At 60.6% G+C, this 21,928-nt stretch carries 21 protein-coding genes; 9 read left to right on the top strand and 12 right to left on the bottom strand.

Annotated features, from left to right (window positions below; all coding sequences use genetic code 11):
* Positions 1-35 precede the first annotated feature (35 nt).
* Genes rbsD through MHK05_RS09155 form a run of 6 tightly spaced genes read right to left on the bottom strand, consistent with a single transcriptional unit; the run spans position 36 to position 5,703 of the window.
* A complete protein-coding gene (rbsD, locus tag MHK05_RS09130) occupies positions 36-410 on the bottom strand; it encodes a D-ribose pyranase (RefSeq protein WP_239206245.1) in 375 nt (124 codons plus the stop codon).
* Complete coding sequence (locus MHK05_RS09135) at positions 403-1,311, bottom strand: ribokinase (protein ID WP_239206247.1); 909 nt, start codon at positions 1,309-1,311, stop codon at positions 403-405. The genes rbsD and MHK05_RS09135 overlap by 8 nt, the downstream gene beginning before the upstream one ends.
* Complete coding sequence (locus MHK05_RS09140) at positions 1,308-2,222, bottom strand: substrate-binding domain-containing protein (protein WP_239206249.1); 915 nt, start codon at positions 2,220-2,222, stop codon at positions 1,308-1,310. Before MHK05_RS09140 ends, MHK05_RS09135 begins: the two co-directional genes overlap by 4 nt.
* 12 nt (positions 2,223-2,234) lie before the next feature.
* Entirely contained in the window at positions 2,235-3,176 is a 942-nt protein-coding gene (locus tag MHK05_RS09145; protein WP_411338994.1) for an ABC transporter permease, read from the bottom strand.
* Positions 3,173-4,717, bottom strand: a complete 1,545-nt coding sequence (locus MHK05_RS09150) for a sugar ABC transporter ATP-binding protein (protein WP_239206251.1) — start codon at positions 4,715-4,717, stop codon at positions 3,173-3,175. Before MHK05_RS09150 ends, MHK05_RS09145 begins: the two co-directional genes overlap by 4 nt.
* Entirely contained in the window at positions 4,714-5,703 is a 990-nt protein-coding gene (locus MHK05_RS09155) for a LacI family DNA-binding transcriptional regulator (protein ID WP_239206253.1), read from the bottom strand. Before MHK05_RS09155 ends, MHK05_RS09150 begins: the two co-directional genes overlap by 4 nt.
* A gap of 133 nt (positions 5,704-5,836) precedes the next feature.
* Between MHK05_RS09155 and MHK05_RS09160 the strand changes: the two genes are divergently transcribed.
* The 6 genes from MHK05_RS09160 (at position 5,837) to galK (ending at position 11,581) form a co-directional block, all read left to right on the top strand.
* Positions 5,837-6,280: a YdcF family protein gene (locus MHK05_RS09160; RefSeq protein WP_239206255.1), complete on the top strand. Its 444-nt coding sequence runs from the start codon at positions 5,837-5,839 to the stop codon at positions 6,278-6,280.
* Positions 6,281-6,481: 201 nt separating this feature from the next.
* Complete coding sequence (locus MHK05_RS09165) at positions 6,482-7,381, top strand: aldose 1-epimerase family protein (RefSeq protein ID WP_200288144.1); 900 nt, start codon at positions 6,482-6,484, stop codon at positions 7,379-7,381.
* Between the two features lie 11 nt (positions 7,382-7,392).
* Entirely contained in the window at positions 7,393-9,042 is a 1,650-nt protein-coding gene (locus MHK05_RS09170) for a sodium:solute symporter family protein (RefSeq protein ID WP_200288142.1), read from the top strand.
* 10 nt (positions 9,043-9,052) lie between these two features.
* On the top strand, positions 9,053-9,295 hold the full coding sequence (locus MHK05_RS09175; RefSeq protein ID WP_023020723.1) for a hypothetical protein: 243 nt from the start codon (positions 9,053-9,055) through the stop codon (positions 9,293-9,295).
* Entirely contained in the window at positions 9,295-10,389 is a 1,095-nt protein-coding gene (galT, locus tag MHK05_RS09180) for a galactose-1-phosphate uridylyltransferase (protein ID WP_200288140.1), read from the top strand. The genes MHK05_RS09175 and galT overlap by 1 nt, the downstream gene beginning before the upstream one ends.
* Positions 10,382-11,581: a galactokinase gene (gene galK / locus MHK05_RS09185; RefSeq protein ID WP_239206257.1), complete on the top strand. Its 1,200-nt coding sequence runs from the start codon at positions 10,382-10,384 to the stop codon at positions 11,579-11,581. Before galT ends, galK begins: the two co-directional genes overlap by 8 nt.
* 160 nt (positions 11,582-11,741) lie before the next feature.
* On the opposite strand, the gene MHK05_RS09190 is transcribed toward galK, so the two are convergent.
* Complete coding sequence (locus MHK05_RS09190; protein WP_200288139.1) at positions 11,742-12,785, bottom strand: RNase H family protein; 1,044 nt, start codon at positions 12,783-12,785, stop codon at positions 11,742-11,744.
* A 252-nt stretch (positions 12,786-13,037) separates the two neighbouring features.
* Here MHK05_RS09190 and MHK05_RS09195 point away from each other — a divergent pair, with 252 nt between their 5' ends.
* The 3 genes from MHK05_RS09195 (at position 13,038) to MHK05_RS09205 (ending at position 16,062) form a co-directional block, all read left to right on the top strand.
* A complete protein-coding gene (locus tag MHK05_RS09195; protein WP_023020727.1) occupies positions 13,038-13,940 on the top strand; it encodes an endonuclease domain-containing protein in 903 nt (300 codons plus the stop codon).
* Between the two features lie 188 nt (positions 13,941-14,128).
* Positions 14,129-15,292: an NRAMP family divalent metal transporter gene (locus MHK05_RS09200; RefSeq protein WP_034656254.1), complete on the top strand. Its 1,164-nt coding sequence runs from the start codon at positions 14,129-14,131 to the stop codon at positions 15,290-15,292.
* Positions 15,283-16,062, top strand: a complete 780-nt coding sequence (locus tag MHK05_RS09205) for a putative hydro-lyase (RefSeq protein WP_374048524.1) — start codon at positions 15,283-15,285, stop codon at positions 16,060-16,062. The genes MHK05_RS09200 and MHK05_RS09205 overlap by 10 nt, the downstream gene beginning before the upstream one ends.
* Here the strand turns inward: MHK05_RS09205 and MHK05_RS09210 are convergent.
* The 5 genes from MHK05_RS09210 to MHK05_RS09230 form a co-directional block, all read right to left on the bottom strand.
* Entirely contained in the window at positions 16,059-16,679 is a 621-nt protein-coding gene (locus MHK05_RS09210; protein ID WP_239206261.1) for a GntR family transcriptional regulator, read from the bottom strand. The genes MHK05_RS09205 and MHK05_RS09210 overlap by 4 nt on opposite strands.
* A 68-nt stretch (positions 16,680-16,747) precedes the next feature.
* A complete protein-coding gene (locus MHK05_RS09215; protein WP_023020731.1) occupies positions 16,748-18,529 on the bottom strand; it encodes an acetyl/propionyl/methylcrotonyl-CoA carboxylase subunit alpha in 1,782 nt (593 codons plus the stop codon).
* Positions 18,519-20,093, bottom strand: coding sequence for a 5-oxoprolinase subunit B/C family protein (locus tag MHK05_RS09220; RefSeq protein WP_023020732.1), 1,575 nt, complete (start codon positions 20,091-20,093; stop codon positions 18,519-18,521). The genes MHK05_RS09215 and MHK05_RS09220 overlap by 11 nt, the downstream gene beginning before the upstream one ends.
* The gene (locus MHK05_RS09225; protein ID WP_023020733.1) at positions 20,093-20,854 is read right to left on the bottom strand and encodes a LamB/YcsF family protein; all 762 of its coding nucleotides are present in this window, start codon (positions 20,852-20,854) and stop codon (positions 20,093-20,095) included. Before MHK05_RS09225 ends, MHK05_RS09220 begins: the two co-directional genes overlap by 1 nt.
* A 211-nt stretch (positions 20,855-21,065) precedes the next feature.
* Positions 21,066-21,629, bottom strand: a complete 564-nt coding sequence (locus MHK05_RS09230; RefSeq protein WP_023020734.1) for a CAP domain-containing protein — start codon at positions 21,627-21,629, stop codon at positions 21,066-21,068.
* Positions 21,630-21,928: the final 299 nt, after the last annotated feature.

Genomic DNA, 21,928 nt, shown 5'->3' on the forward strand with positions numbered 1-21,928 from the left:
CGTGCTTGTCTTCTGCGCGGTGACGTCGACGAACGCTAGAAGGGCACGCCGGAGCGCAAGATGACATTGGCAAACGGCGTGGTGGAACCGGTGCGCACGACAAAGGAGGCGCGGGCAACTTCGCGTTTGAGGTCGTCATGGGAGACCTCGGTGAGGGGTACTGCGGGAAGCAAGGAACGCACCTCGGTCGGGGTGGAATCGGCGATGGTGGCGGCTTCGACTACGACTTCGTCGAGGAGGGCGGCCAGCGTATCGGCAAAGGTGGGGATGCCGAAGGTAAGCGTGAGGTCGATGACTGGAACATCGTGAGGAATGGGCAGGCCGCAATCAGCGATGACAAAGGTATCAGTGTGGCCAAGGCGCGCAACGGCACCGGCGAGCGCGGGATTAAGGAGACCGGACTTACGCATTGGTGACCTCCGGCAAAGTGGATGCGGTCGTGGGGTAGGAGGGCTGCGCGCCGTTACCGGTGGCGGCGAAGGCGCCGACGCGGGCGGCGAATGTAGCGGCATCGACAAGCGAGGCTCCAGCGAGGAGCTGGGCGCAGAAAGCACCAGCAAAGGCATCGCCGGCGCCGGTGGTATCCACGGCAGTCACGCGCGGGGTGGGGATATCCGCGCCGCCATCCGGGGTAGCAACGTAGGCGCCGTGGGCGCCAAGGGTCAGCACAACGGAACGGAAGCCTGCCTCTACCAGGCGGTGGGCGAGCTCGCGTGGGGCGCCTTCAGCTGGCAGGCCGAGCTGGTCCAAGATAAGCCCGGCTTCGTGTTCGTTGGCGAGTAGGGGATCGGCCTGCAGAAGCGAGTCGCGGTCGACCTTTACTACCGGAGCAAGGTTAACCACCACACGGCCCTGGGCCGCTTCCACGGCGGCTTGGAAACCAGAGGCTGGGATCTCGCCTTGGAGGAGCACCACGTCGGCATCGGCGATGGTGGAGGCGCGGGCGGTGACAAAGGGGGCGTCGACAAGCGCATTGGCGCCGGGGGAGATGACGATGGTGTTCTCGCCATCGGCCGAGACGGTAATGACGGCGAGGCCGGTATTGGTATCGGCCTGCTCTACAGCGCTCAGATCGATGCCGGAGGTGTGCATATAGTGCATGGCGGGCTCGGCATAAGGATCGGAGCCCACCGCGCCCACAAAGGCCACGTTGGCGCCCAGCTGCGCCGCCGCAACGGCCTGATTGGCGCCCTTGCCTCCAGCTAAAATCTCGCCGCCGGAGCCCAGCAGGGTCTCGCCGGGCTGCGGGTGGCGCTCGGCGTGGACGATGAGATCGGCATTGATGGATCCGACGACGGTTAGCTTGCTCATTGGAAATCCTCTACATTGTCGCGGGTGACGGTGATGACCTCGACGGGGACTTTCTTCTCCGCCGTGCCACCGTGCAGGAGCGCTGCGGCTTGTTCGATGGCGCGGGCACCAAGCTCTGCGGGCTGCTGGGCGATGGTAGCTTCCAGCTTGCCATCTTTGACTGCCTTGAGGCCATCAAAGGTGCCGTCAAAAGCCACGACTTTTACCTCAGTACCGGCGCGCGAGCCCAAGGCTTCGACCGCGCCGAGCGCCATTTCATCGTTCTCGGCAAAGATCGCCTTGATATTGGGGTTGGCTTGCAGCAGGTTGGTGGCGACGTTGAGGCCCTCCGTACGGTCAAAATTCGCCGATTGCTTGCCGACGACCCGAATATCCCCGTACTTCGCAATCTGCTCTGCAAAGCCTTTGCCGCGCTCGCGCGAGGCGGAGGTACCGGCGGTTCCCTGCAGGATAAGTATTTCTCCATTTTCCCCGATGGAGTGGGCGAGGGTATCCGCCGCCTGTGCGCCGCCGGCGACGTTATCGGAGGCCACCATGGAATCCAGTTCTACGCCGTTGACGTCGCGGTCCACGCCGATAACCGGCACGCCGTCATCCTTGATGCCGCGCACGGCCGGGGCGACGGCATCGGAATCGGTGGGGTTAACCACGACGACCTTTGCTCCCATCGAGGTGGCGTTTCCTAATTGATTGACCTGCTGGGCGGGGTCATCGGAGGCGTCCTGGATATCCAGCGGAACACCGAGCTCCTTGGCCTTATCTTGTGCGCCGTGGCGCAGCTCAACGAAGAAGGGGTTGGTCTGTGTCGACAGCGCTAGCGTGATGCGGTTGCGGTCTTCTTCCGAACGATTGCAGGAGGCAAGGCCAAGCGCAAGCGCAGGCACGAGAAGGGTGGCGATGAGCTTTTTCATGGTGGGTGCTCCTTAGCTGGCCGTCTTATTACGGATAACGTCGAAGCCGACGGCCAGCGCAATGACCAAACCAATGACGATCTGCTGCCAGAACGAGGAGACATTGAGCAGATTCAGACCGTTGCGGATAACGGCCAAAAGGATCGCGCCGACCAGCGTGCCGGTGGCCTTGCCCTGGCCGCCGGAGAGCGAGGCGCCGCCGATGACGACGGCCGCGATGGCATCCAATTCATAGCCGGTGCCGGCCTGAGGTTGCGCAGATTCGAGGCGGCCTGCCATGACCATGCCGGCCCAGGCGGCAAAGAAACCGGAGAGTGCGAAGACGGCGATCTGGATGCGCTTGACCGGCAGGCCCGAGAGACGGGCGGCCTCGAGGTTGCCGCCGATGGCGTACATGGAACGGCCGAGTACCGTGCGCTCTAGGATGAACCAGCACATGAGCCCGGCGATGACCATCATGATGATTGGCACTGGGAAGCCCGCGATATCGCCGCCAAAGGCGTTGACGGCTGGGGCGGTTTCAATGGGAGAGCCTTGAGAGATGACCAGGGTAAGCCCGCGGGTGATGGACATCATGGCCAGCGTTGCGATGAAGGACGGAATCTTGCCCCACGCGGTGGCCATGCCGCAGATGGCACCGGCCAGCGCGCCTACGATAAGGCCGATGAGCAACGTGAGCCAGCCAGGTAGGCCAGCGGTGGAGAACATATAGGCCGAGACCATGGCACCGAGCGCGGCGACCGAACCTACCGAAAGGTCGATGCCAGCGGTGACGATGACAAAGGTCATGCCGAAGGCCAAGATCGCCACCGTGGCGGCCTGGATGCCGATATTGAGCAGGTTCGCCACGGTAAGAAAGTACGGGGTAGCGATAAAAAGCGCGATGCACAGGGCAATGAGGCCAACGAGAGCGCCATTATTCATCGCCCAGTTAACTACTCGATTCTTGGTCAAGCTTCATCCTTGGGGTCAGTTCCGGCAGGTGCGGCAGCAGCGGCGGAAGTAGCGGAGGTCACATTGGATACGGCGAAGGCCATGACCTCGTCTTGGGTGGAGTCCTTGGGTAGTTGGCCGGCGAGTTGTCCACCGGACATGACGAGGATGCGATCGGACATGCCGAGCACCTCGGGTAAATCGGAGGAGGCCATGAGCACGGCGCCGCCGGCAGCGGTGACCTCATTGATGATGTTGTAAATCTCCACCTTGGCGCCGACGTCGACGCCGCGGGTGGGTTCATCGAGCAGGAGGACCTTGGAACCGGCCAGTACCCAGCGGCCGAAGACCGCCTTTTGTTGGTTGCCACCGGATAAGTTCCGGATGGGCTGCGAGAGATCGGCCATGCGGATGCGCAGCTTTTCCGCTACCGCACCGGCGCGGCGGCGTTGGCCGCTGCGGTCTGCAAGCCCTGTCTTGGCAGTGGGGTAGAGGGTAGCAAACCCCAGGTTATCGCCCACGGAGGCGTCAAGGACGAGCGCCTGGGACTTGCGGTCTTCCGGGATATGGCCCACGCCGGCGCGGATGGCGGCGCGTATATCGCCGCTGCGCAGCTGCGTGCCGCCAACGCGGATGGAGCCGGAATCGTAAGGATCGGCGCCTGCGATGGCGCGAATGACCTCGGTACGGCCAGCACCCACGAGTCCGGCTAGGCCGACGACTTCGCCGGCATGGACGGAGAAGGTGACGTCGTGAAAGGCGCCGTCGGAAGTCAGCTCGGAGACTTCTAGTAGGGCCTCGCCGTGTTCAGGGGGAACCTTGCGCGGGTATTGATTTTCAATCTCGCGGCCGACCATGAGCCGGACCAGCTCGTCCTCGTCCGTATCGGCAGGGACTTCGGCAATGAAAGAACCATCGCGCAGCACGCTAATGGTCTCTGCAATTCGCGCTAGTTCCTCCAAGTGATGGCTGATAAAAATCATGGCCACGCCCTTGGCCTTGAGCTCCTCAAGCACGGCAAAGAGGGCATCGACCTCCTTACCGGTGAGCGCGGCCGTGGGCTCATCCAGGATAAGAATTCGCGCATTCATGGACAGCGCCTTTGCGATTTCTACGAGCTGCTGCTTGGCGACGCCGAGCTCACCCACCGGCATATCCAGGTCCACGTCCAAGCCGATGAGATGCAGCGCGGCTTGGGCCTGTGCCTTGAGGTGTTTGTGGTTGACCAACCCGAAGCGGCGCGGGGTGCGCCCGAGCATGATGTTCTCGGCCACCGACATGGTGGGAACGAGGTTGAGCTCTTGGTGGATGGTGGCGATGCCCAGCGCCTCGGAGGCCTTGGTGTCGGGGATTTTAACCTCTGCGCCATCCACCACAATGCGGCCGGAATCTGGTTGGTGGACACCGGCAATCATCTTGATGAGCGTGGATTTTCCGGCGCCGTTTTCACCCAGCAAGGCTTGGACCTGACCCCGGCGGACGGTGAGATCCACGTCTTTAATGACTTCTACCTGGCCAAAGGATTTGGTTACGCTTTCTAAGCGCAATACGTGGTCACTCATGGCGTGGCCTCATTGAGGTGGTGGGCGGTGGACATGCGTGGGATGTAGCGGGTGTCTAGCACTTCGCCCTCTGGCTGGCGCTTTTCGTTAATAGCCGCGATGAGCTTAGCCGTGGCGGTCTCGCCCATCCGTGCAACATCCTGGTCCACTACCGAGATGGGGGAGGGCTGGAAGCGCAGGTAGATAAAATCATCGAAGCCCACGAGCGCGATCTCTTCTCCGATGCGCTTACCCGCATTATGGCAGGCCTCTAGTGCACCGGCAGTCATCATGGAATCGCCGGCAATAAGCGCGGTGACGCCCTCCTGCAGGAGCGCGATGGCTCCCTTATAACCTTCGCGGTGGCGGTAGCTGCCGTGGTGGATGTGGGTAGGCATCCCACGCGTGGCGGCCTTGAATGCTTCGAGTCGCTGCCGGCCGGTGGAGGTTTCCTGCGGGCCGGACAGGTAGCCGATATGCGTGTGCCCTTTCTCCTTGAGCTGTTCCACGGCCTGTTCGATTCCCTTGTGTGGATCTGATAGCACTGCGGGAATCTGGCTCAGGGTCCGGTCAATGAGCACGAGCGGCCGGTAGGTGCGCGCCTGCTCGAGCGCTTCTTCGGCACCTTCGAGCGGTACGGCGATAATTCCGTCCACCTGGCGTTCCATGAGGGCATCGAGGGCCTTGACTAGCCGCTGTGGTTCCTCGCCGCAACTGGTAATCATTGTGGCTAGACCATGTTTATCGGCGGCCTCTTCAACGGCTGCCGCCATCGCGGCGAAATAGGCATTATCCAGGCTGGGGATGACTAGGCCGATGGCATTCGACCGAGAGCTACGCAAGGCGCGGGCCTGGGCGTTGGGCCTATAGTTCAGCTTGACGGCCGTGTCCTTGACGCGTTGGCGCGTGGATTCAGAGATAGCAGGGTTGCCCGAGAGTGAGCGGGACGCGGTAGAAATGGATACTCCAGCAGCAGCGGCCACGTCTTTAAGGGTGGTTCCGGCCATGCTGACCTCCTTGGGTTTTAAGGCGTATGAGCCATCGTCTGGCCCTACGGGATGCAATCGATTGCATGCTCGAGTTAAACCTAAGGCCTTTTCTATCTTTCTGTCAAGGTGTGGCGAGTCTATGCTGGTATCCATGTCTGACCCGCTCCTCGTGTTGGGTTCCCGCGTAACCCACGGCTATCCCGGCGCTATGTTGCGTTCGCGTCTGGCTAAAGCGCTGGCCCTTTATCATGGCCAGCAGATTATTGTCTCTGGTCGCGGCGAGGCAGGTCCGATGGCCACTTATCTTATTGAGCGCGGCGTACCTGCTGAGCGAGTAGTGGTGGAGCCAGACGCCACGAGTACCAATGAGAACCTGGAAAATGCACACCGCTTGGCCCCGCACGCCGTTTTGCAGGTGGTGACCAATGATTTTCATGTCCTGCGCACAACGCTGTGGGCCCGGCACCTAGGTATTGCTGTGCGCGTGCATCCCGCGCGCACCCCGTGGCGGTTAATGCCGCGTAACTATCTGCGTGAAGTTCTAGCTACCCCGCACTCCGCAGCGCGAATAGCGTGGCGGCGGGTGTGTAGATAGCACTGCTGCTTAGTTGGGGGGGCTGTTGAGTCCCTTCCAGGTGTCCTCAACCCCCGAAAGAGGTTAACTGCAGGTTAACTCCATGGCGGTGAGCTGGTGAAACGGTAGATATACGCTCCTTATTATGCAAACGATTGACCGGCGCTTTGCCGTGCTCCTAGGCTAAATCCAACGAAAGTTATAGCCAGAAAGGTCTTTGTTATGACCAGTGGAGGAGCGGCTGGCTCTGACGCTGAATACCCCAGCGTCGCCATTTCTCATGGCGATTACGCGGCCGAGATTGCTCTGTTCGGCGGTGCAATCAAGGCGCTGACCTATCGCGGTGCGCCTTTGGTGGAAAGCTACGACGGTAAACCACCGCTCATGGCCGGGGTGGTGCTGGCGCCGTGGCCCAATCGCACCGAAGATGGCTGGTTTGAATGGCAGGGGAGCGCCCACCAGCTAGAAATTACGGAGCCGGAGCGCAATAACGCCATCCACGGCTTCGCGGTGGACTGGTGGCGGGTAAAAGAACGCACAGAAAGCCGAGTGATCCTCGCTTTTGACATTGAGCCGCGGCACGGTTGGCCATGGGCCATTCAGCTGGAGGCTACCTATGCTCTCGATGAGCAAGGATTGCACCACCAGCTCACCGCCCGCACCGCGGACCCCGGCGAGGTTCCTTTCGCCTATGGGCTCCACCTCTACCTCTCCCCTCAGGGAGCTGGGGCGGAGGAAGCGGTGCTGAGCGTGGACGTCGGCAAGCGCCACGTGCTAGACGCGCGCAACCTGCCCACGGGTAAGACGGAGCAGGTGCGCATTGTCAACCAAACCATCGCCGAGGTGGATTGGGACGATTGCTTCCACGGTGAAGGGCCGCTGACGGCCATATATACAGCCGGTGGAAAAGGCGTGCGGCTGGAGATGGGCGAGGGCCTGAATTGGGTGCAGATGTTTACCCCGGCCGACTTCCCGCGGGAACAAGGCCCAGGCAAGGCGCTTGCGGTAGAGCCCATGAGCGCGCCGCCGAATGCGCTGCGTAGCGGGGAAGACCTCGCGCGCTTGAGTGCTCAAAATTCGCAGACTTATACGCTGCTGCTGGCAGCAGAAAATAATAACTAGAAAGGTCAGCCATGGAGACTGCTGAATCCGTATTGAGGCTCGATGCCTCTTGGGTGGATTACTTATTGGTAGCCATCTACTTCCTCTTCGTTCTAGGTATCGGCTGGGCCGCCAAGGCCAGGGTGTCTAGTTCCATCGACTTCTTCCTCTCCGGTCGAGGATTGCCCGCCTGGGTGACCGGACTGGCCTTCGTCTCGGCCAACCTAGGCGCGGTAGAAATCATCGGTATGTCCGCCAATGGTGTGGAGTATGGCTTCCAAACCATGCACTACTTCTGGATCGGTGCCATCCCCGCCATGGTCTTTTTGGGCATTGTGATGATGCCGTTCTACTACGGCTCCAAGGTCCGCTCGGTGCCGGAATTTATGCGCAAACGTTTTGGCAATGCCGCGCACTTGGTCAACGCGATTTCCTTTGCCGTAGCCCAGCTGCTCATTGCAGGTGTGAACCTGTACCTGCTGGCCACCATCGTAGAGGCCCTATTGGGCTGGCAGATGTGGGTATCGCTCTTGGTCGCCGGGTTTATTGTGCTGTCCTATATCACCTTGGGGGGCCTTTCGGCCGCCATCTATAACGAGGTGCTGCAGTTCTTCGTTATCATCGCCGCGCTTGCCCCACTAACCATTATTGGGTTGAACCGCGTGGGCGGCTGGAGCGGGTTAAAAGACGCCGTGGCCAATGACTCTCACTTCCACACCTGGCCGGGCACGGACATCTCCGGCTTCGAAAACCCGGTGTGGTCTGTCATCGGCATCGTCCTAGGCCTAGGCTTCGTGCTCTCCTTCGGCTACTGGACCACCAACTTCGTAGAAGTCCAGCGCGCCATGGCCTCGGATTCTATTTCCGCGGCCCGCAAGACCCCGATTATCGGTGCCTTCCCCAAGATGTTCGTACCTTTCCTGGTGGTTATTCCGGGCATGGTTGCTTCCGTGTCCGTGGCTGACTTGATGGAGGAGCGCGCCGAGCCGAACGACGCCATCCTGCTGCTCATGCGCGACCTGCTACCCAATGGCCTATTGGGTGTGGCAATTGCCGGTCTCTTGGCGTCGTTCATGGCCGGCATGGCGGCAAATATCTCGGCTTTTAATACCGTCATTTCCTATGACATCTGGCAGACCTACGTGGTCAAGGACCGCGAGGATGACTACTACTTGAAGTTCGGCCGCATCGCTACGGTTATCGCCACCGCTATTGCCATCTTCACCGCGCTTTTGGCACAGAACTTTGGCAATATCATGGACTACCTGCAGACCCTGTTTGGCTTCTTTAATGCGCCGCTCTTTGCCACCTTCATCTTGGGTATGTTCTGGAAGCGCATGACCCCGCACGCTGGTTGGTCCGGACTGGTGGCCGGTACTGGTTCCGCCATCGTTTTCTGGTACGTCGCTTCTTTCACGGACATGATTAATCTTCCAGGCCAGGGCACCGCCTTCGTCGCGGCCGGCGTGGCCTTCGCCGTGGATATCGTGGTCTCCATCGTGGTTACCTTGTTTACCCAGCCCAAGCCGGATGCCGAGCTGGTCGGCTTCGTTTCCTCCGTAACCCCCAAGGACCACTTTGAGGACTACACCGAAAAGTCCTTGCCGTGGTACCAACAGACCGTCCCGCTGGGCATTATCTGCCTAGTTATGGCCGTAGCACTCAACGTCATCTTTGCCTAAGGAGCCCAACATGTCTGAGAAAAAGCGCGCGGGCGCATTCGACCTGCGCAACGTCATCGCCGCACTCCTCGGCCTCTACGGCCTCATCTTGCTCGGCTGCTATTTCTTCCTTGACCCAGGCATTAACCCAGATACCGGGCAGGCCAAAAACGTCAGCGATAACCTATGGGCAAGCCTTGCTTTGCTGGCCGTGGCCGCCGCCTTTGTGCTGTGGGCACGCCTGAAGCCCATCACCATCCCAGGAGAAGACTAATGGTTGAGATTACCTCCGCCACGCTTGCCGACGGCCGCGAAATCCTCTACTTCGACGACCAACCCCACCCTGATCGCGTGCTCGTTGATTCCCGCGATATCCCTACCGTCGCCCCTGCTTCTGAGATGCGCCGGGATCCCCTGACAGGAGACTGGGTGGCCTTTGCCGCCCACCGTATGAACCGAACCTTCCTGCCACCGGCCAATGAGAACCCGCTAGCGCCCACGCGCGAAGGCCAGCTGCCCACGGAGATCCCCAGCCCTAGCTATGACGTGGTGGTCTTTGAAAACCGCTTCCCGTCTTTTGCTACCGCGGCCGACATCGAGCACCCCGAGGAGGATAACCTGCTTGGCATGGTGCCGCGCCTTCCTGCGCGCGCCCGCTGTGAGGTGGTCTGTTTTACCGAGGATCCCGCCCTTTCTTTTAAGGATTTGCCCGAATCCCGCATTCGCACCGTTATTGAGGCTTGGGCTCACCGCACCGCCGCGTTGTCCCAGATTGACGGTGTGCAGCAGGTTTTCCCCTTCGAAAACCGTGGTGAAGAAATCGGCGTGACCCTCCAGCACCCGCACGGCCAGATTTATTCCTATCCATTCCTCTCGCCGCGCCTGCGCTCCATCGTGGATTCCGCCCGAGCCTACGACGGTGACCTTTTTCAGGATCTCCTCGATCGTGAGCGCGCCGCCGGCACCCGCATCATTGCTGAGACCGAGCACTTCACCGTCTTCGTCCCCGCCGCCGCCAAATGGCCGTTGGAAGCTATGGTCTTGCCCAATGAACACATCCCTGACTTCGCCGCGCTTAGCGACGCCCAACGTGCCGACCTCGCGCCCTTGCTTAAGAAGCTGTACTCCGCGGTGGATCGCTTCTTTGATGGCGTGGACAAGACCCCCTATATCGCCGGCTGGACCCAGGCACCGGTGGACAAGGCACTGCGCCCAGGCATCCGCATGCACCTGCAGCTCTTTTCGCTTATGCGATCGCCCGGCCGCATGAAGTACCTCGCCGGCTCCGAGTCTTCGCAGGCGGTGTGGATTAATGACACCACCCCGGAGCGCATTGCCGCCCGGTTCAAGGAGATCTGGGATGCTTAACTGGATTGAGACCCGTACCGATGAGGAGCTCGCTGCCGCTGCGCGCGCCCTCTTCGCCTCTGCCTTCCCGGATTCGCCCGAGCCCGCCGGCGTGTGGGCCGCTCCCGGCCGCGTGAACCTCATCGGCGAGCATATCGATTACGCTGGCGGCGCCTCCATTCCCTTTGCGCTGGAGCAAAATACCGCCGTTGCTGTCGCGCCTCGCAGCGATGGGCTTATCCGCATAGCTTCCGAGTTCGACGGCTCCATCGCCCATGCGGAGGTGCCGCTCGCCGATGTTCGTCCGGGCCACCCCGCCGATTGGTCCGGCTACGTTGCTGGCACCGTGTGGGCCGCTACCGCGGCGGGCACGCTGTCATGCACGGGCCTTGATATCGCCATCGTCTCCGATGTCCCCGTCGGCTCTGGCCTGTCTAGCTCTGCCGCCCTCGAGTGCTCCACGGCCGTGGCCGCGTATGAGCTCGCGCACGGGCATTCTCCCGATGACGCTGCCCGCAGCCAGCTGGCGCAAGCCTGCATTCGCGCCGAAAACGAGGTGGTCGGCGCCTCTACCGGTGGATTGGACCAAAACGCCAGTCTCTTTGGCCAGCGCGGCAAGGCCCTCTTTTTGGACTTTTCCACTGGCGCCGTCGAGCGCGTGCCTTTCAATATCGAGGCCCAAGACATGGTGCTGCTCATCGCGGACACCAATGCCCCGCACACGCTTTCCGACGGCCAATACGCCTCCCGCCGCGGCATCATCGACGCCGTCCAATCTGCCGCCGGTTGCTCCATCCGCGAGATCTCGAATGCCGTGGACTTTGCCGCCACCGTCAATCCCGCCGAAGCGGAACTCTATCGCCGCCGCGTGCACCACGTGGTGGAAGAAACCAACCGGACCCTAGATGCCGCTACCGCGCTGGCATCTTCCGATCTAGATACATTCCGGCGTCTTATGCGCGAGAGCCACATCTCTCTGCGCGACCTTTATGAGGTCACCACTCCGGAGCTCGACTCCGCTTTTACCGCGGCCGGCGAGCTGGGCGCTCGCATGACCGGTGGTGGTTTCGGCGGCGCGGTTATCGCGCTCATCCCGCACTCCTCCGTCGAGTCCACCGCCCAAGCCATTTATGATGCTGCGGTTTCGCGCGGCTTTCCGGAACCTACCTTCTTGGTTGCGCGTCCGGGTGAAGGCGCCAGGCGCTTGGTCTGACTCCGCGGCCCGGCTCGGCTTAGCCGCGACCCTCCCAGCGCGCCTCTTGTCGTTGGGTCCATACTGATCAGGCTGATCTGAAGGCCGGGCCGCCTCAGATCGGCCTTAATTCCCTCAATTCGGCTTGATCAGATCAACCCCAAAGCCCTAAGCGTTCGGGTCACAACGCCAAGAGAGCTTTCTGGATCCCCTCGCGCAGAGTCTCGCGAGACTGCTTCATCGGATGCGCAATCGCGCGCAACCCCATGTACGCAATCTGGTCGGCCGCCCGATTCAGCGGATCACCCGCATGCCCAAGTACACGGCGAATGTCGACCTCGCATTGGCCTTGGATATCGCCCCAAGCTTGCTGGAATCGGGACCGCGCACCCGAAGACACCCCTCGCCACGTGCGCCCCGGCCGCGATGCTTTAGAGCCGCGCTTATGCACAATCTGCTCGACCGCCTCCAAAGCGGCTACGGAATCGGACTCAATAACCGCCTTGCGCGCACCCACCTTGAGCAGGTATTTCAGCGCGAGCGTCAGTGCTTCGAGCTCGAGCTCATCCGTGCTCGCCTTGGTTTCTCGAGTTCGTAACCGGTAGTCGCCGTTGCCCGCAACGAAGCACATCGACCCCTTGAATACGGTATCCGAGGAAGCGTCGGTGGCTATGCGAACCACGTCGCCCTTGGACCATGAGGAGGCGCGCGAGAAGTTCGGCCACCAGTGTGCTTTCGGCGTCTCTACCTGTGTCGCTTGCTTCTTTTTCGGTGCCTCACCCATCTTGCGCGCCTTCCGTGCAGTAAGGCCGGCTTGTTTTCGGCGCACGGAGCTCGCGCTCTTCGAAGCCCTATTTTCTTCCGCAAAGCTTCCCGTCACCGTGAAACCGTCTGCCGTGAGTGCCGCTCGCAACGCATTCTGCCTGCGACCAGTGACAATCCACACCCGTCCGTCGAGTCCCTTGAGTGCGCGTTTGACCTCCCGTACGGCGATATCGACGATATCGCCCTTCTTAGTCTGGCCGCGGCGCACAAAACGCGTCTGCTTAGTATTGACCGCGATGACCCAGCCTTCGATGGTGCCGTTGGGGGCGGAATCCCAACGCTCGTCCCAGAGCGCGACCGCAACATGGATTGGTGCCGAGACCATGTCCGAGGTGATCTTGCGGGTACCGTAGGTGCGCGATTGCGTACCGGTAAGTTCTGAGAGCTCGATGGGTTCCATTATCTCTAGTAAAGCACGGTTAACCGCGCTGCTGAATTATCCCCGCACACCACCGCATTGAACTACTTCCCCTTAGGTCGAATGTGATCGAGCCGATCTGAGCACAACCCGCCCTCAACTCAGCCTCAACGCTCTCAATTCGGCCCGATTACCTTGGACCTAAAGTTCCGCCTCTCACTGAAGGTTCTCGGAAGTTCACCTTCCTGAGCCCCATAACGCGTGCTCCGCCCCTCCAGCAGTGAAGATGAAACCATGATTACAGATCACTTCATCAACCTTCGTTACGCCGGAGCCGAAAGTCCGCACCACTTAGCCCTCCAGTGCGGTGAGCTCACCCAGATAGCGCCCTGGGTCGCCGTTCCCACGGCCACCTGGAGGCAATGGGTGCGCCATAAACAACAATTCGCCAAAGTAGTCGCTGCCGGGTGGAGCACCCACCGCGCCGTCCTCATCAGTAAATCGGCCGCGCGGCTGTGGGGAATGTGGGTAATTTCCAGGAAAGGGGAGGAGGTGGAGTTAGCGGTGCCTTCGGGAAGCGTTCCCCCACGCAGGCTCACCGCGAAGGGCTATCGGTACCGCCGGGTAAAGTCCCTCCAGGAATCCACGGTGACGGTAGCAGGTGTGCGCACCACGCATCCCGCCCGCACCTGCCTCGAAATCGCCCGGCTACACGGCTTCCCAGATGGCCTGGTAGCTACCGATTCTGCTCTCAGGCAACACGGCGTCACCACCTATGACTTGCGCGAAGAACTGGCAAGAATGCAGCGCACTAGGGGACAAGCAGCCATGCGTAAGGTTATCGAGCACGCGTATGGCGGATCGGAATCGCCCTATGAGTCCTATCTGCGAGCCCTCATTATCGAGCGTTTCCCGCAGGTGAAAATTGAGCCGCAGAAACCGCTGCTCGGGAAGTATCGGGCGGATCTCTGTCTCGATGGCTGGCTGGTGGTCGAGGTCGATGGCGATGCCAAATATGACGGTACCTACGGCAAGGAGCCCGTCCACGTGGTCAAGCAGCAGATAAAAAGGCAGCGAGCGCTAGAAAACCGCGGATACGTGGTGCTGCGCTTTGGTTCCAGCGAGGTGAAAGCGTCGGACGAGGCATTGCGGATAATTGCTAGCCACTTGGGAAAACGCGGCAGGAAAGTAGCCTAGATCACCCCCGCGCCACCCCACAAAGCATAAAAGTTGTTGAACAAAAGGCATAGCAACCCTTAAGATGATGCGCATCACAAATTTAATGCGACCTGCATCACGAAAGGTAAAATCTAGTGAGTGCTGAGACATCACACGCCACTCCGGCGCGGGCGGAGGACAAGACCCCGCCAAAGGGCCTCGGCGCCATGGCCGGTGCCATGTTCCTCATGGCCACCTCCGCCATCGGTCCGGGATTTTTGACCCAGACCTCGGTCTTTACCGTGCAGATGGGGGCTTCTTTCGCGTTTGCGATTATGCTGTCCATCCTCGTTGACATTGCCATCCAGCTCAATGTGTGGCGAGTGCTGTGTGTAAGCGGCATGCGCGCAAATACCTTGGGTAATACCGTTCTCCCCGGCCTGGGCTGGGTCCTCGCCGTATTCGTTTTTATCGGCGGCGCGGTCTTCAATATTGGCAATATCGCCGGTTCGGGCCTCGGTATCAACGCGATGCTGGGCATCGATGCGCGCATCGGCGGCGTCATCGCCGCAGCTATCGCCGTCTTTATCTTCCTCTCCCGCAAAGCCGGCATGGCACTTGACCGCCTTGTTGCCGTCCTCGGTGCGGTCATGATCCTGCTCATGCTCTACGTCGCGGTGGTCAGCCAACCACCGGTGGGCGAGGCACTAAAGAATACCGTCGCGCCAGGCGAGATTGACTTCTTCGTCATTACCACCATCATCGGTGGCACCGTGGGCGGCTATATCACTTTTGCCGGCGCGCACCGACTCATTGATTCTGGCCACACCGGCGTGGAAAACGTCAAGAACATTACCTATACCTCGGTCAGCGGCATCGTGGTAACCGGCATCATGCGCATGCTCCTCTTCTTGGCGGTGCTCGGCGTGGTAGCCACTGGGGTGGCGCTTTCCGATGACAACACCGCGGCCGATGCGTTCTACCATGCCGCTGGCGAGTTCGGCCTGCGTGCCTTCGGCGTAGTCCTCTTCGCTGCCGGTTTGTCCTCCGTTATCGGTGCGGCCTATACCTCGGTGTCCTTTGTGACCTCCCAGGAGACCTCGACGCGCACCCGTAATATCCTCACCATAGTCTTCATTGTGGTGTGCACGGTGGTCTTCGTGGCCATTAACTCCGCTCCGCAGAAGCTGCTCATCTTCGCTGGTGCCATCAACGGCCTTATCCTGCCCATTGGCTTTGCCCTCGTGATGTGGGTGGCCTGGCGCCGCCGCGACCTTTTGCATGGTTATAAGTACCCCAAGTGGCTTCTGGTCATTGGCGCCTTGGCGTGGGTACTGACCATCTTTATTGGTTTCAAGGCCTTTTCCGGCATCACCGAACTATGGGCTTAATGCGGACCCCGGAGCAGGTGCGCGAGTATGCGCGCACCCATGAAATGGCCACCACCGCTGGCCATGCCCGTGGCTTTATGCAGGCTAATCTGCTGGCGGTGCCGCAGGAATACGCCTTCGATTTCTTGCTTTTTGCCCAGCGCAACCCCAAGCCGTGCCCAATTGTGGGCGTGCTAGAGGCGGGGCAGTACACCTCCGAGCTACTTCCAGGTGGAGATATCCGCACCGATATCCCCGCCTACCGCGTCTTTGAAAACGGTGAGCACAGTGCCACGCTTGGCGACGCCACCTCGTACTACACCCCAGACATGGTCAGCTTCCTTATCGGCTGCTCCTTTACCTTTGAAACTGCCCTGCAGGATAACGGCATAGAGGTCGCGCACATTGCCCAGCAGCGCAATGTGCCGATGTTCAAGACCTCGATTCCTACCACCCCGGCCGGGGTCTTTTCCGGTCCCATGGTGGTGTCCATGCGGCCTATCCCGGCCGCACAAGTCTCCGATGCCGTGCGCATTACCTCCCGCTACCCCTCGGTTCATGGCGCCCCAGTGCACGTAGGTGACCCAGCGGCCATCGGCATTGCGGATCTCTCGTGTCCAGACTTTGGCGAGCCGGTAGAAGTAACAGACGGCTGCCTACCGGTCTTTTGGGCCTGTGGTGTCACCCCACAAGCCATCGTGATGGAATCCAAGCCGCGCCTGGCTATCACGCACGCGCCGGGGCAAATGTTAGTGACAAATGCCCGCGATCAAGATTTTCTCATTCCTTAATCCTCGAGCACGGCGAGGATCTTGCCGCACGTATTCATGAGGCTGTCATACGTAAGCGTGGCAGCCTCATCCCGTTTTCCATCTGCGATGAGCGTGGCCAAGGTGATATTTCCTTGAATATGGTCCGCATGTAGTTGCGGGTAGCGCGGGATGGCCAAGAGGAAGGTAAGCCGCATGCGGGCGAGTAGATTATCCATCTGCTCATTCAGGGTGGGGGAGCCTAGCGCGGCCACCAGCGTGCGGTGGAAGCGCTGATTGATGGCGGAGACTTCCTGGTGCTCGCCGCGCGCCGCGTAGTCGAAGGCAGAGGAAGTGAGGGTGACGAGTGAGGGGGCGTCGGCAAAAGCGCCCCAACGCACCGCCGCCGGTTCGATGGCTGCGCGGGCGGCGAAGAGATCACGGATATAGTCTGCATCTGGCATTGCGAGGAAGACACCCCGGTTGGGGATGCGCTCGACAATGCGCTCCGCGGCGAGCCTCGTGAAGGACTCACGCAGGGTATTGCGCGAGCAGTTGAAGCGTTCGGCTGCCTTGACCTCGCTGAGGCGCTCGCCGGGCTGGAATTCGCCTGCGGAAATGGCTTCGCGCAACGCGGAGGCGACAGACTGGGAAAGCATGCTCACAACTGTACTAAAAAGTTGTGCACCTCACATTGAATATGAGGTGTACAACCCCTACACGAGCATTAATCGATGGTCGCAATAACCTTCGAGGAATCCAGACGGTCTCCCTCAGCAGCCAAGAGCTTGATGGTGCCGCCGCGCGGCGCCTTAATAGCAGATTCCATCTTCATGGCCTCTACGGTGGCGATGGCATCGCCTTCGGCTACGGTATCGCCGTCCGCGACGTTCCACGCCACAAGGTTGGCCTCGAATGGGGAGGTGACTGCGTTGTCATCGGTGGACTGCGCACCAGCCGAAGATGGTGCCGTGGATGCAGAGCCGCCGGCCGAGGCGGCGCCCGGTGCGGCAAGGAAATCTACTGGAACGCCAACGTTGACCAGCTTGCCATCGATCTCCACGGCAACATTGCGACGCTGGGTGTAGATGGCTTCGACCTTTTCCACCTGGTTGGCGGCAGATGGGCGGTAGTTGTGGTCAACCCAGTCAGTAAAGACACCAATCTCGGAAGCCCCCGCGGCAGCGGCATCCTCTGCCGGAGCAGCGGTACCGATGAGCGCGGGCTCATCCATCATGTCGCGGTGGAACGGCAGCACGGTGCGCACGCCGGTGACGGTGAATTCGCGCAGGGCAAAGCGGGCGCGGGCCAAGGCGATCTCGCGGGTCGGGCCCCATACCACCAGCTTGGCAATCAGCGAATCATAGTAGGGCGGGATGATGGAGCCAGAGCGTACCGCGGAATCAACGCGGATGCCCGGGCCGGTCGGCGGCTCGAAGGAGACAATGGTGCCAGGGCACGGAGCGAAGCCATTGAGGATGTCTTCGGCGTTGATGCGGAACTCAAAAGCATGGCCGTGGGATTGTGGATCCTCATCGAAGGACAGCGGCTCGCCGGCCGCGATGCGGAATTGCTCAGCGATGATATCGGTACCGGTGACCGCCTCGGTAACGGGGTGCTCGACCTGCACACGGGTATTGACCTCGAGGAAGGATATGGTGCCGTCTTCGGAGACGATGTACTCGACAGTGCCGGCACCGACATAGCCCACCTTGGCGCAAATGGAGCGGGCGCCTTCGATGATGCCGTTGCGTTGGGCGTCGGAAAGCGCGGGTGCTGGGGCTTCCTCAATGAGTTTTTGGAAGCGGCGCTGGGTGGAGCAATCGCGGGTGCCGAGCACGCGCACATTGCCGTGCGTATCGGCCAGCACCTGGGCCTCGACGTGGCGCGGGTGGGTGAGGAACTTTTCTACGTAGCACTCCGCGCGGCCGAAAGCCTCCATGGCCTCGCGGCCAGCGGAGTTGAACGCGCCCTCGATTTCTTCCATATTGTCTACGACCTTCAAGCCGCGTCCGCCGCCGCCATAAGCGGCCTTGATGGCAATGGGCAGACCGTGCTCTTCGGCAAAGGTGCGGGCTTCTTGCCAATCATCGATGGGATCAGAAGTACCAGGTGCCAGTGGTGCGCCGACCTCTTCGGCCACGCGGCGGGCAGCAATCTTGTCACCGAGTAACTCAATATGCTCGGGCGAAGGGCCAATCCAAATCATTCCGGCTTCAGTCACCGTGCGGGCAAAGTCGGCGTTTTCGGACAAAAAGCCATAGCCTGGGTGAATAGCATCTGCACCGGCACGCACCGCGATATCAAGCAGCGCGGGTACGTTCATGTAGGTATCGGCAGCCGTATTGCCCGGCAGCGCATAAGCTTCATCTGCTACCTGGGTATGCAAAGCACCCGCATCTGCTTCGGAGTAAATGGCGATGGACTTAATGCCTAGGTCGCGGGCGACGCGGGCGATACGCACGGCAATTTCGCCGCGGTTAGCAATGAGGACGGTTTTAATCTGCATTTTTATCTCCAGTGTTCAAGGCTTGAGGTGCTACGAGTTCAAAATTCACGCGTGCGCCGGGCGGCAGCTGCGCGGCAATATCAATATCTTCTTCCAAAACGGTGGCGATGACGGGGTAGCCACCGGTCACAGCGTGATCGCGCAGGAAGACTACGGGTTTGCCATTGGGCGGGATTTGGATGGATCCGGCGACCATGCCCTCGGACGGAAGTTCGCCGTCTTTAACGCGCTCAATCGGCTCATCGCCATCGAGGCGCAGGCCCACGCGGTTGGAATCTGAGGTGACGGTCCATTCAGCATCCAGGAAGGCGGAGACATTATCGCCAAACCAGTCATCGCGGGGACCGAGCACGCAGCGCAAGGTAGCGCGGGTCTTGCCATCGGAGCTTTCGCGTACTCGTAGTGGGTTGGAAAGCTGGGCATCGGTCATGCCGGTAGAACGCGGCAGCACACCGATGACATCGCCGGTGGTGACGGGGTCTGGGCCGAGGCCCGACAGGACGTCGGTGGCTGCGGAGCCAAGCTCGGATTCGGCGATGATGCCGCCGCGAATAGCGACGTAGTTGCGCATGCCTACCGTTGCGGGATCCACCGTGACGGTTTGCCCGGCCGTGACCAGGACAGGACGGGCGAGGTGAACCGGCATCTCACCAAGGCGGACACGGGCGGTCGCACCGGTGACGCAAATGACGGTATCGGTGAGCGCGTGGAGCTTAATGCCGCCAATATTTTCCAGCACGGTTGCTCCGCGCGGGTTGCCCACGGCCACATTGGCGGTCGCGGCGGCGGCGCGGTCCGCAGCACCCGATGGGGTCACGCCGAGGTCGCCCACGCCTGGGCGCCCCAAGTCTTGGTAGAGAGTGAGTAGGCCGGCATCGATTACCTCCATGCGCGGCAGGCGGGCAGGAGCGCGTTTAGAGCGCGCAGAGTGATCGACGAGCTCCGGTAGCTTATCCACGCTGCGGTAGCGCACGCGGTCGCCCGGCTGCACCAAGGCTGGCGGGTTGGCATTGGAATCCCACATCGGCGTATTGGTGGTGCCCAGCAGCTGCCAGCCACCTGGGGAGACGCGTGGGTAAACCGCGGAAAACTCGCCTGCAATGCCTACGGCACCGGCCGGTACTGCGGTACGGGGGCTGGAGCGGCGCGGCACGGCGCGGGCCAAGGACGGATCCGAAGGCGCGCAGTACGTAAACCCTGGGGCAAAGCCACCGAAGGCGGCAGTCCACTCGGTGGAGGTATGCCAGTTGATGAGTGCCTCGCGCGAGAGGCCAAGTAGGTCTGCAGCCTCATCGACATCTTTTCCGTCATAGAGCACATCGATTTCTACCGTGCGCGCCTCTGCGGTCGCGGCTGTGGCAGGGGAAAAGTGTTGCAAAAATTCCGCCGCATCGCGCGCCGAATCGGGTGCCTCAAAGGTCAGCAGCAGGGTAGTGGCGGCCGCAATGCAGTCCACCTGATTCTTCAAAGGCTTGGCAGACAGCGCAGCGTGCCAGTCCATGACTTGGTTTAATCCCTCCAAGTCAATGAGCAATGCGCGAGTGCCCACAAAATTAATGTGCATTAGATGAAGCTCCGAATCTCGATACCCTCAGCCCGCAAGCGCTCCACTACGCCGCGTAGCAGCTTCACCGCGCCGGGGGAATCACCGTGGGTACATACGGATTGCGCATCTACCTCGAGCTTCGTGCCATCCACGGCGGTAATCGAACCGGTTTGTGCTACCTCGAGCACTCGCTGTACCACCTCATCGGCGCTATCCAGCACCGCATTGGCTTCCTTGCGTGAGACGAGCGTGCCATCGGGGTTGTAATTGCGGTCCGCAAAAGCCTCACGGATGACGGTGAGCCCGCTTTGCTTGGCGACGTCCACTGCTACGCCCCCAGGCAGCAACATTACCGGCAAGTCACCAAAGGCCTTGATGCCCTTGATGACGCCCTCTGCCTGTGCCTTATCCTTCACGATCGCGTTATACATCGCACCGTGTGGCTTTACGTAGGAGACCTTAGTGCCATTGGCGCGAGCCAAAGCATCAAGTGCACCGATTTGATAAGTCACCTCATCGGCGAGTTCGTTCGGGTTGTAATCAATAAAGCGGCGACCGAAGCCTGCGGCGTCGTTATAACCCACGTGCGCGCCTACGGTCACGCCGGCCTCTGCGGCTGCCTTCAGTGTGCCAGCAATAGAGTGTGGGTCACCCGCATGGAACCCGGTGGCCACGTTTGCTGAGGACACCATCTCCAGCATCGCCGCGTCATCTGCGACCGGGTTGCCTGCAGTGGTCTCTCCCAAATCCGCATTGAGATCGATATGGAGCGCGGACATTCAACACCGTCCTTAAGATTGTTGAACAATTCGAATGGGCTTAAGTGTAACCCTCGACACTGACATTTGTGAAGCTGATTACGTTTGCACTACCCGCGTGTACACCCCCACCCGTATACGGGAAACCGCCCCGTCTCGGAGAAGGGATCCGAGACGGGGCGGCATAGCTCGCTAGAGTCCAAGAGTTCCTAGGCCCTAGCTTTATAAATCTTTAGCGTCCGTAGTTCTGGACGGCGTAGAGCTTGCCTTCAGAGTTGATGGCAACGCCAACGCCGATGGTCTTGGCGCGTGGGTCCAGCATGATCTTGCGGTGGCCCGGGGACTCGTACCAGAGCTTTACTAGCAGCGCATCGGAGTAGTCGCTCCATGCCTGCAGCACGTTCTCACCGCCGGCCGGGATATTGGCTGGGTAGTAGTTCCAGTGCTGCGGGCGGTGGCTGAGCTTATCGGCGCGAACCAGCTGATTGGCCCAATCCTGGGCTAGGCCATTGAGCGCACCGTTGGCGCGAACCGGGCGCAAGCCGTGTGCCTTGCGGTAGTCGTTGGTGTAGTTGATGATGTTCTGGACGCGGCTGGAAGCTGGAGCGACCGGTTTTGCAGCGGCAGCCGGAGCAACGGGAAGATTGGCGGAAGGTACCGGAAGGTTCACGCCACCGAAGCTACTCAAGGAGCTCGATGCCTCTGCAGGAGCTACGCCAACGCCGAGGGCGACGGCTGCTGCAAGTGCAGGAGCGACGAACTTCTTGGCGCAGAAGTGAACTTTGGGGGTAAACATAAGCGGTGCCTTTCTGCTGGAACCTAGCGGGTATCACAAGGGTGGAAATCGCGGGGTGTTCACGGCGAATTTCCGTTCCTCTTCACTTAAAATTTAATCAATTACCACGGGGTAAAAGCCAACTGAACAGCAATTATTAGGATTCCTAAAGATGATTTCCCGGAAAACTAATTACTTCTTAGTTATTTCTCGATTTGAGCTAGGAAACCCCTAAATTCCCTCAGTGACGGCGTTGAACGCCTCGCCCCACGGGGGTAATTTCCAATCCATATCTCAGGTTCCCGGAGAAATGAGGTTGA

Source organism: Corynebacterium nasorum (assembly GCF_022347325.1).
In the GTDB taxonomy this organism is placed as follows: Bacteria; Actinomycetota; Actinomycetes; order Mycobacteriales; family Mycobacteriaceae; genus Corynebacterium; species Corynebacterium kefirresidentii.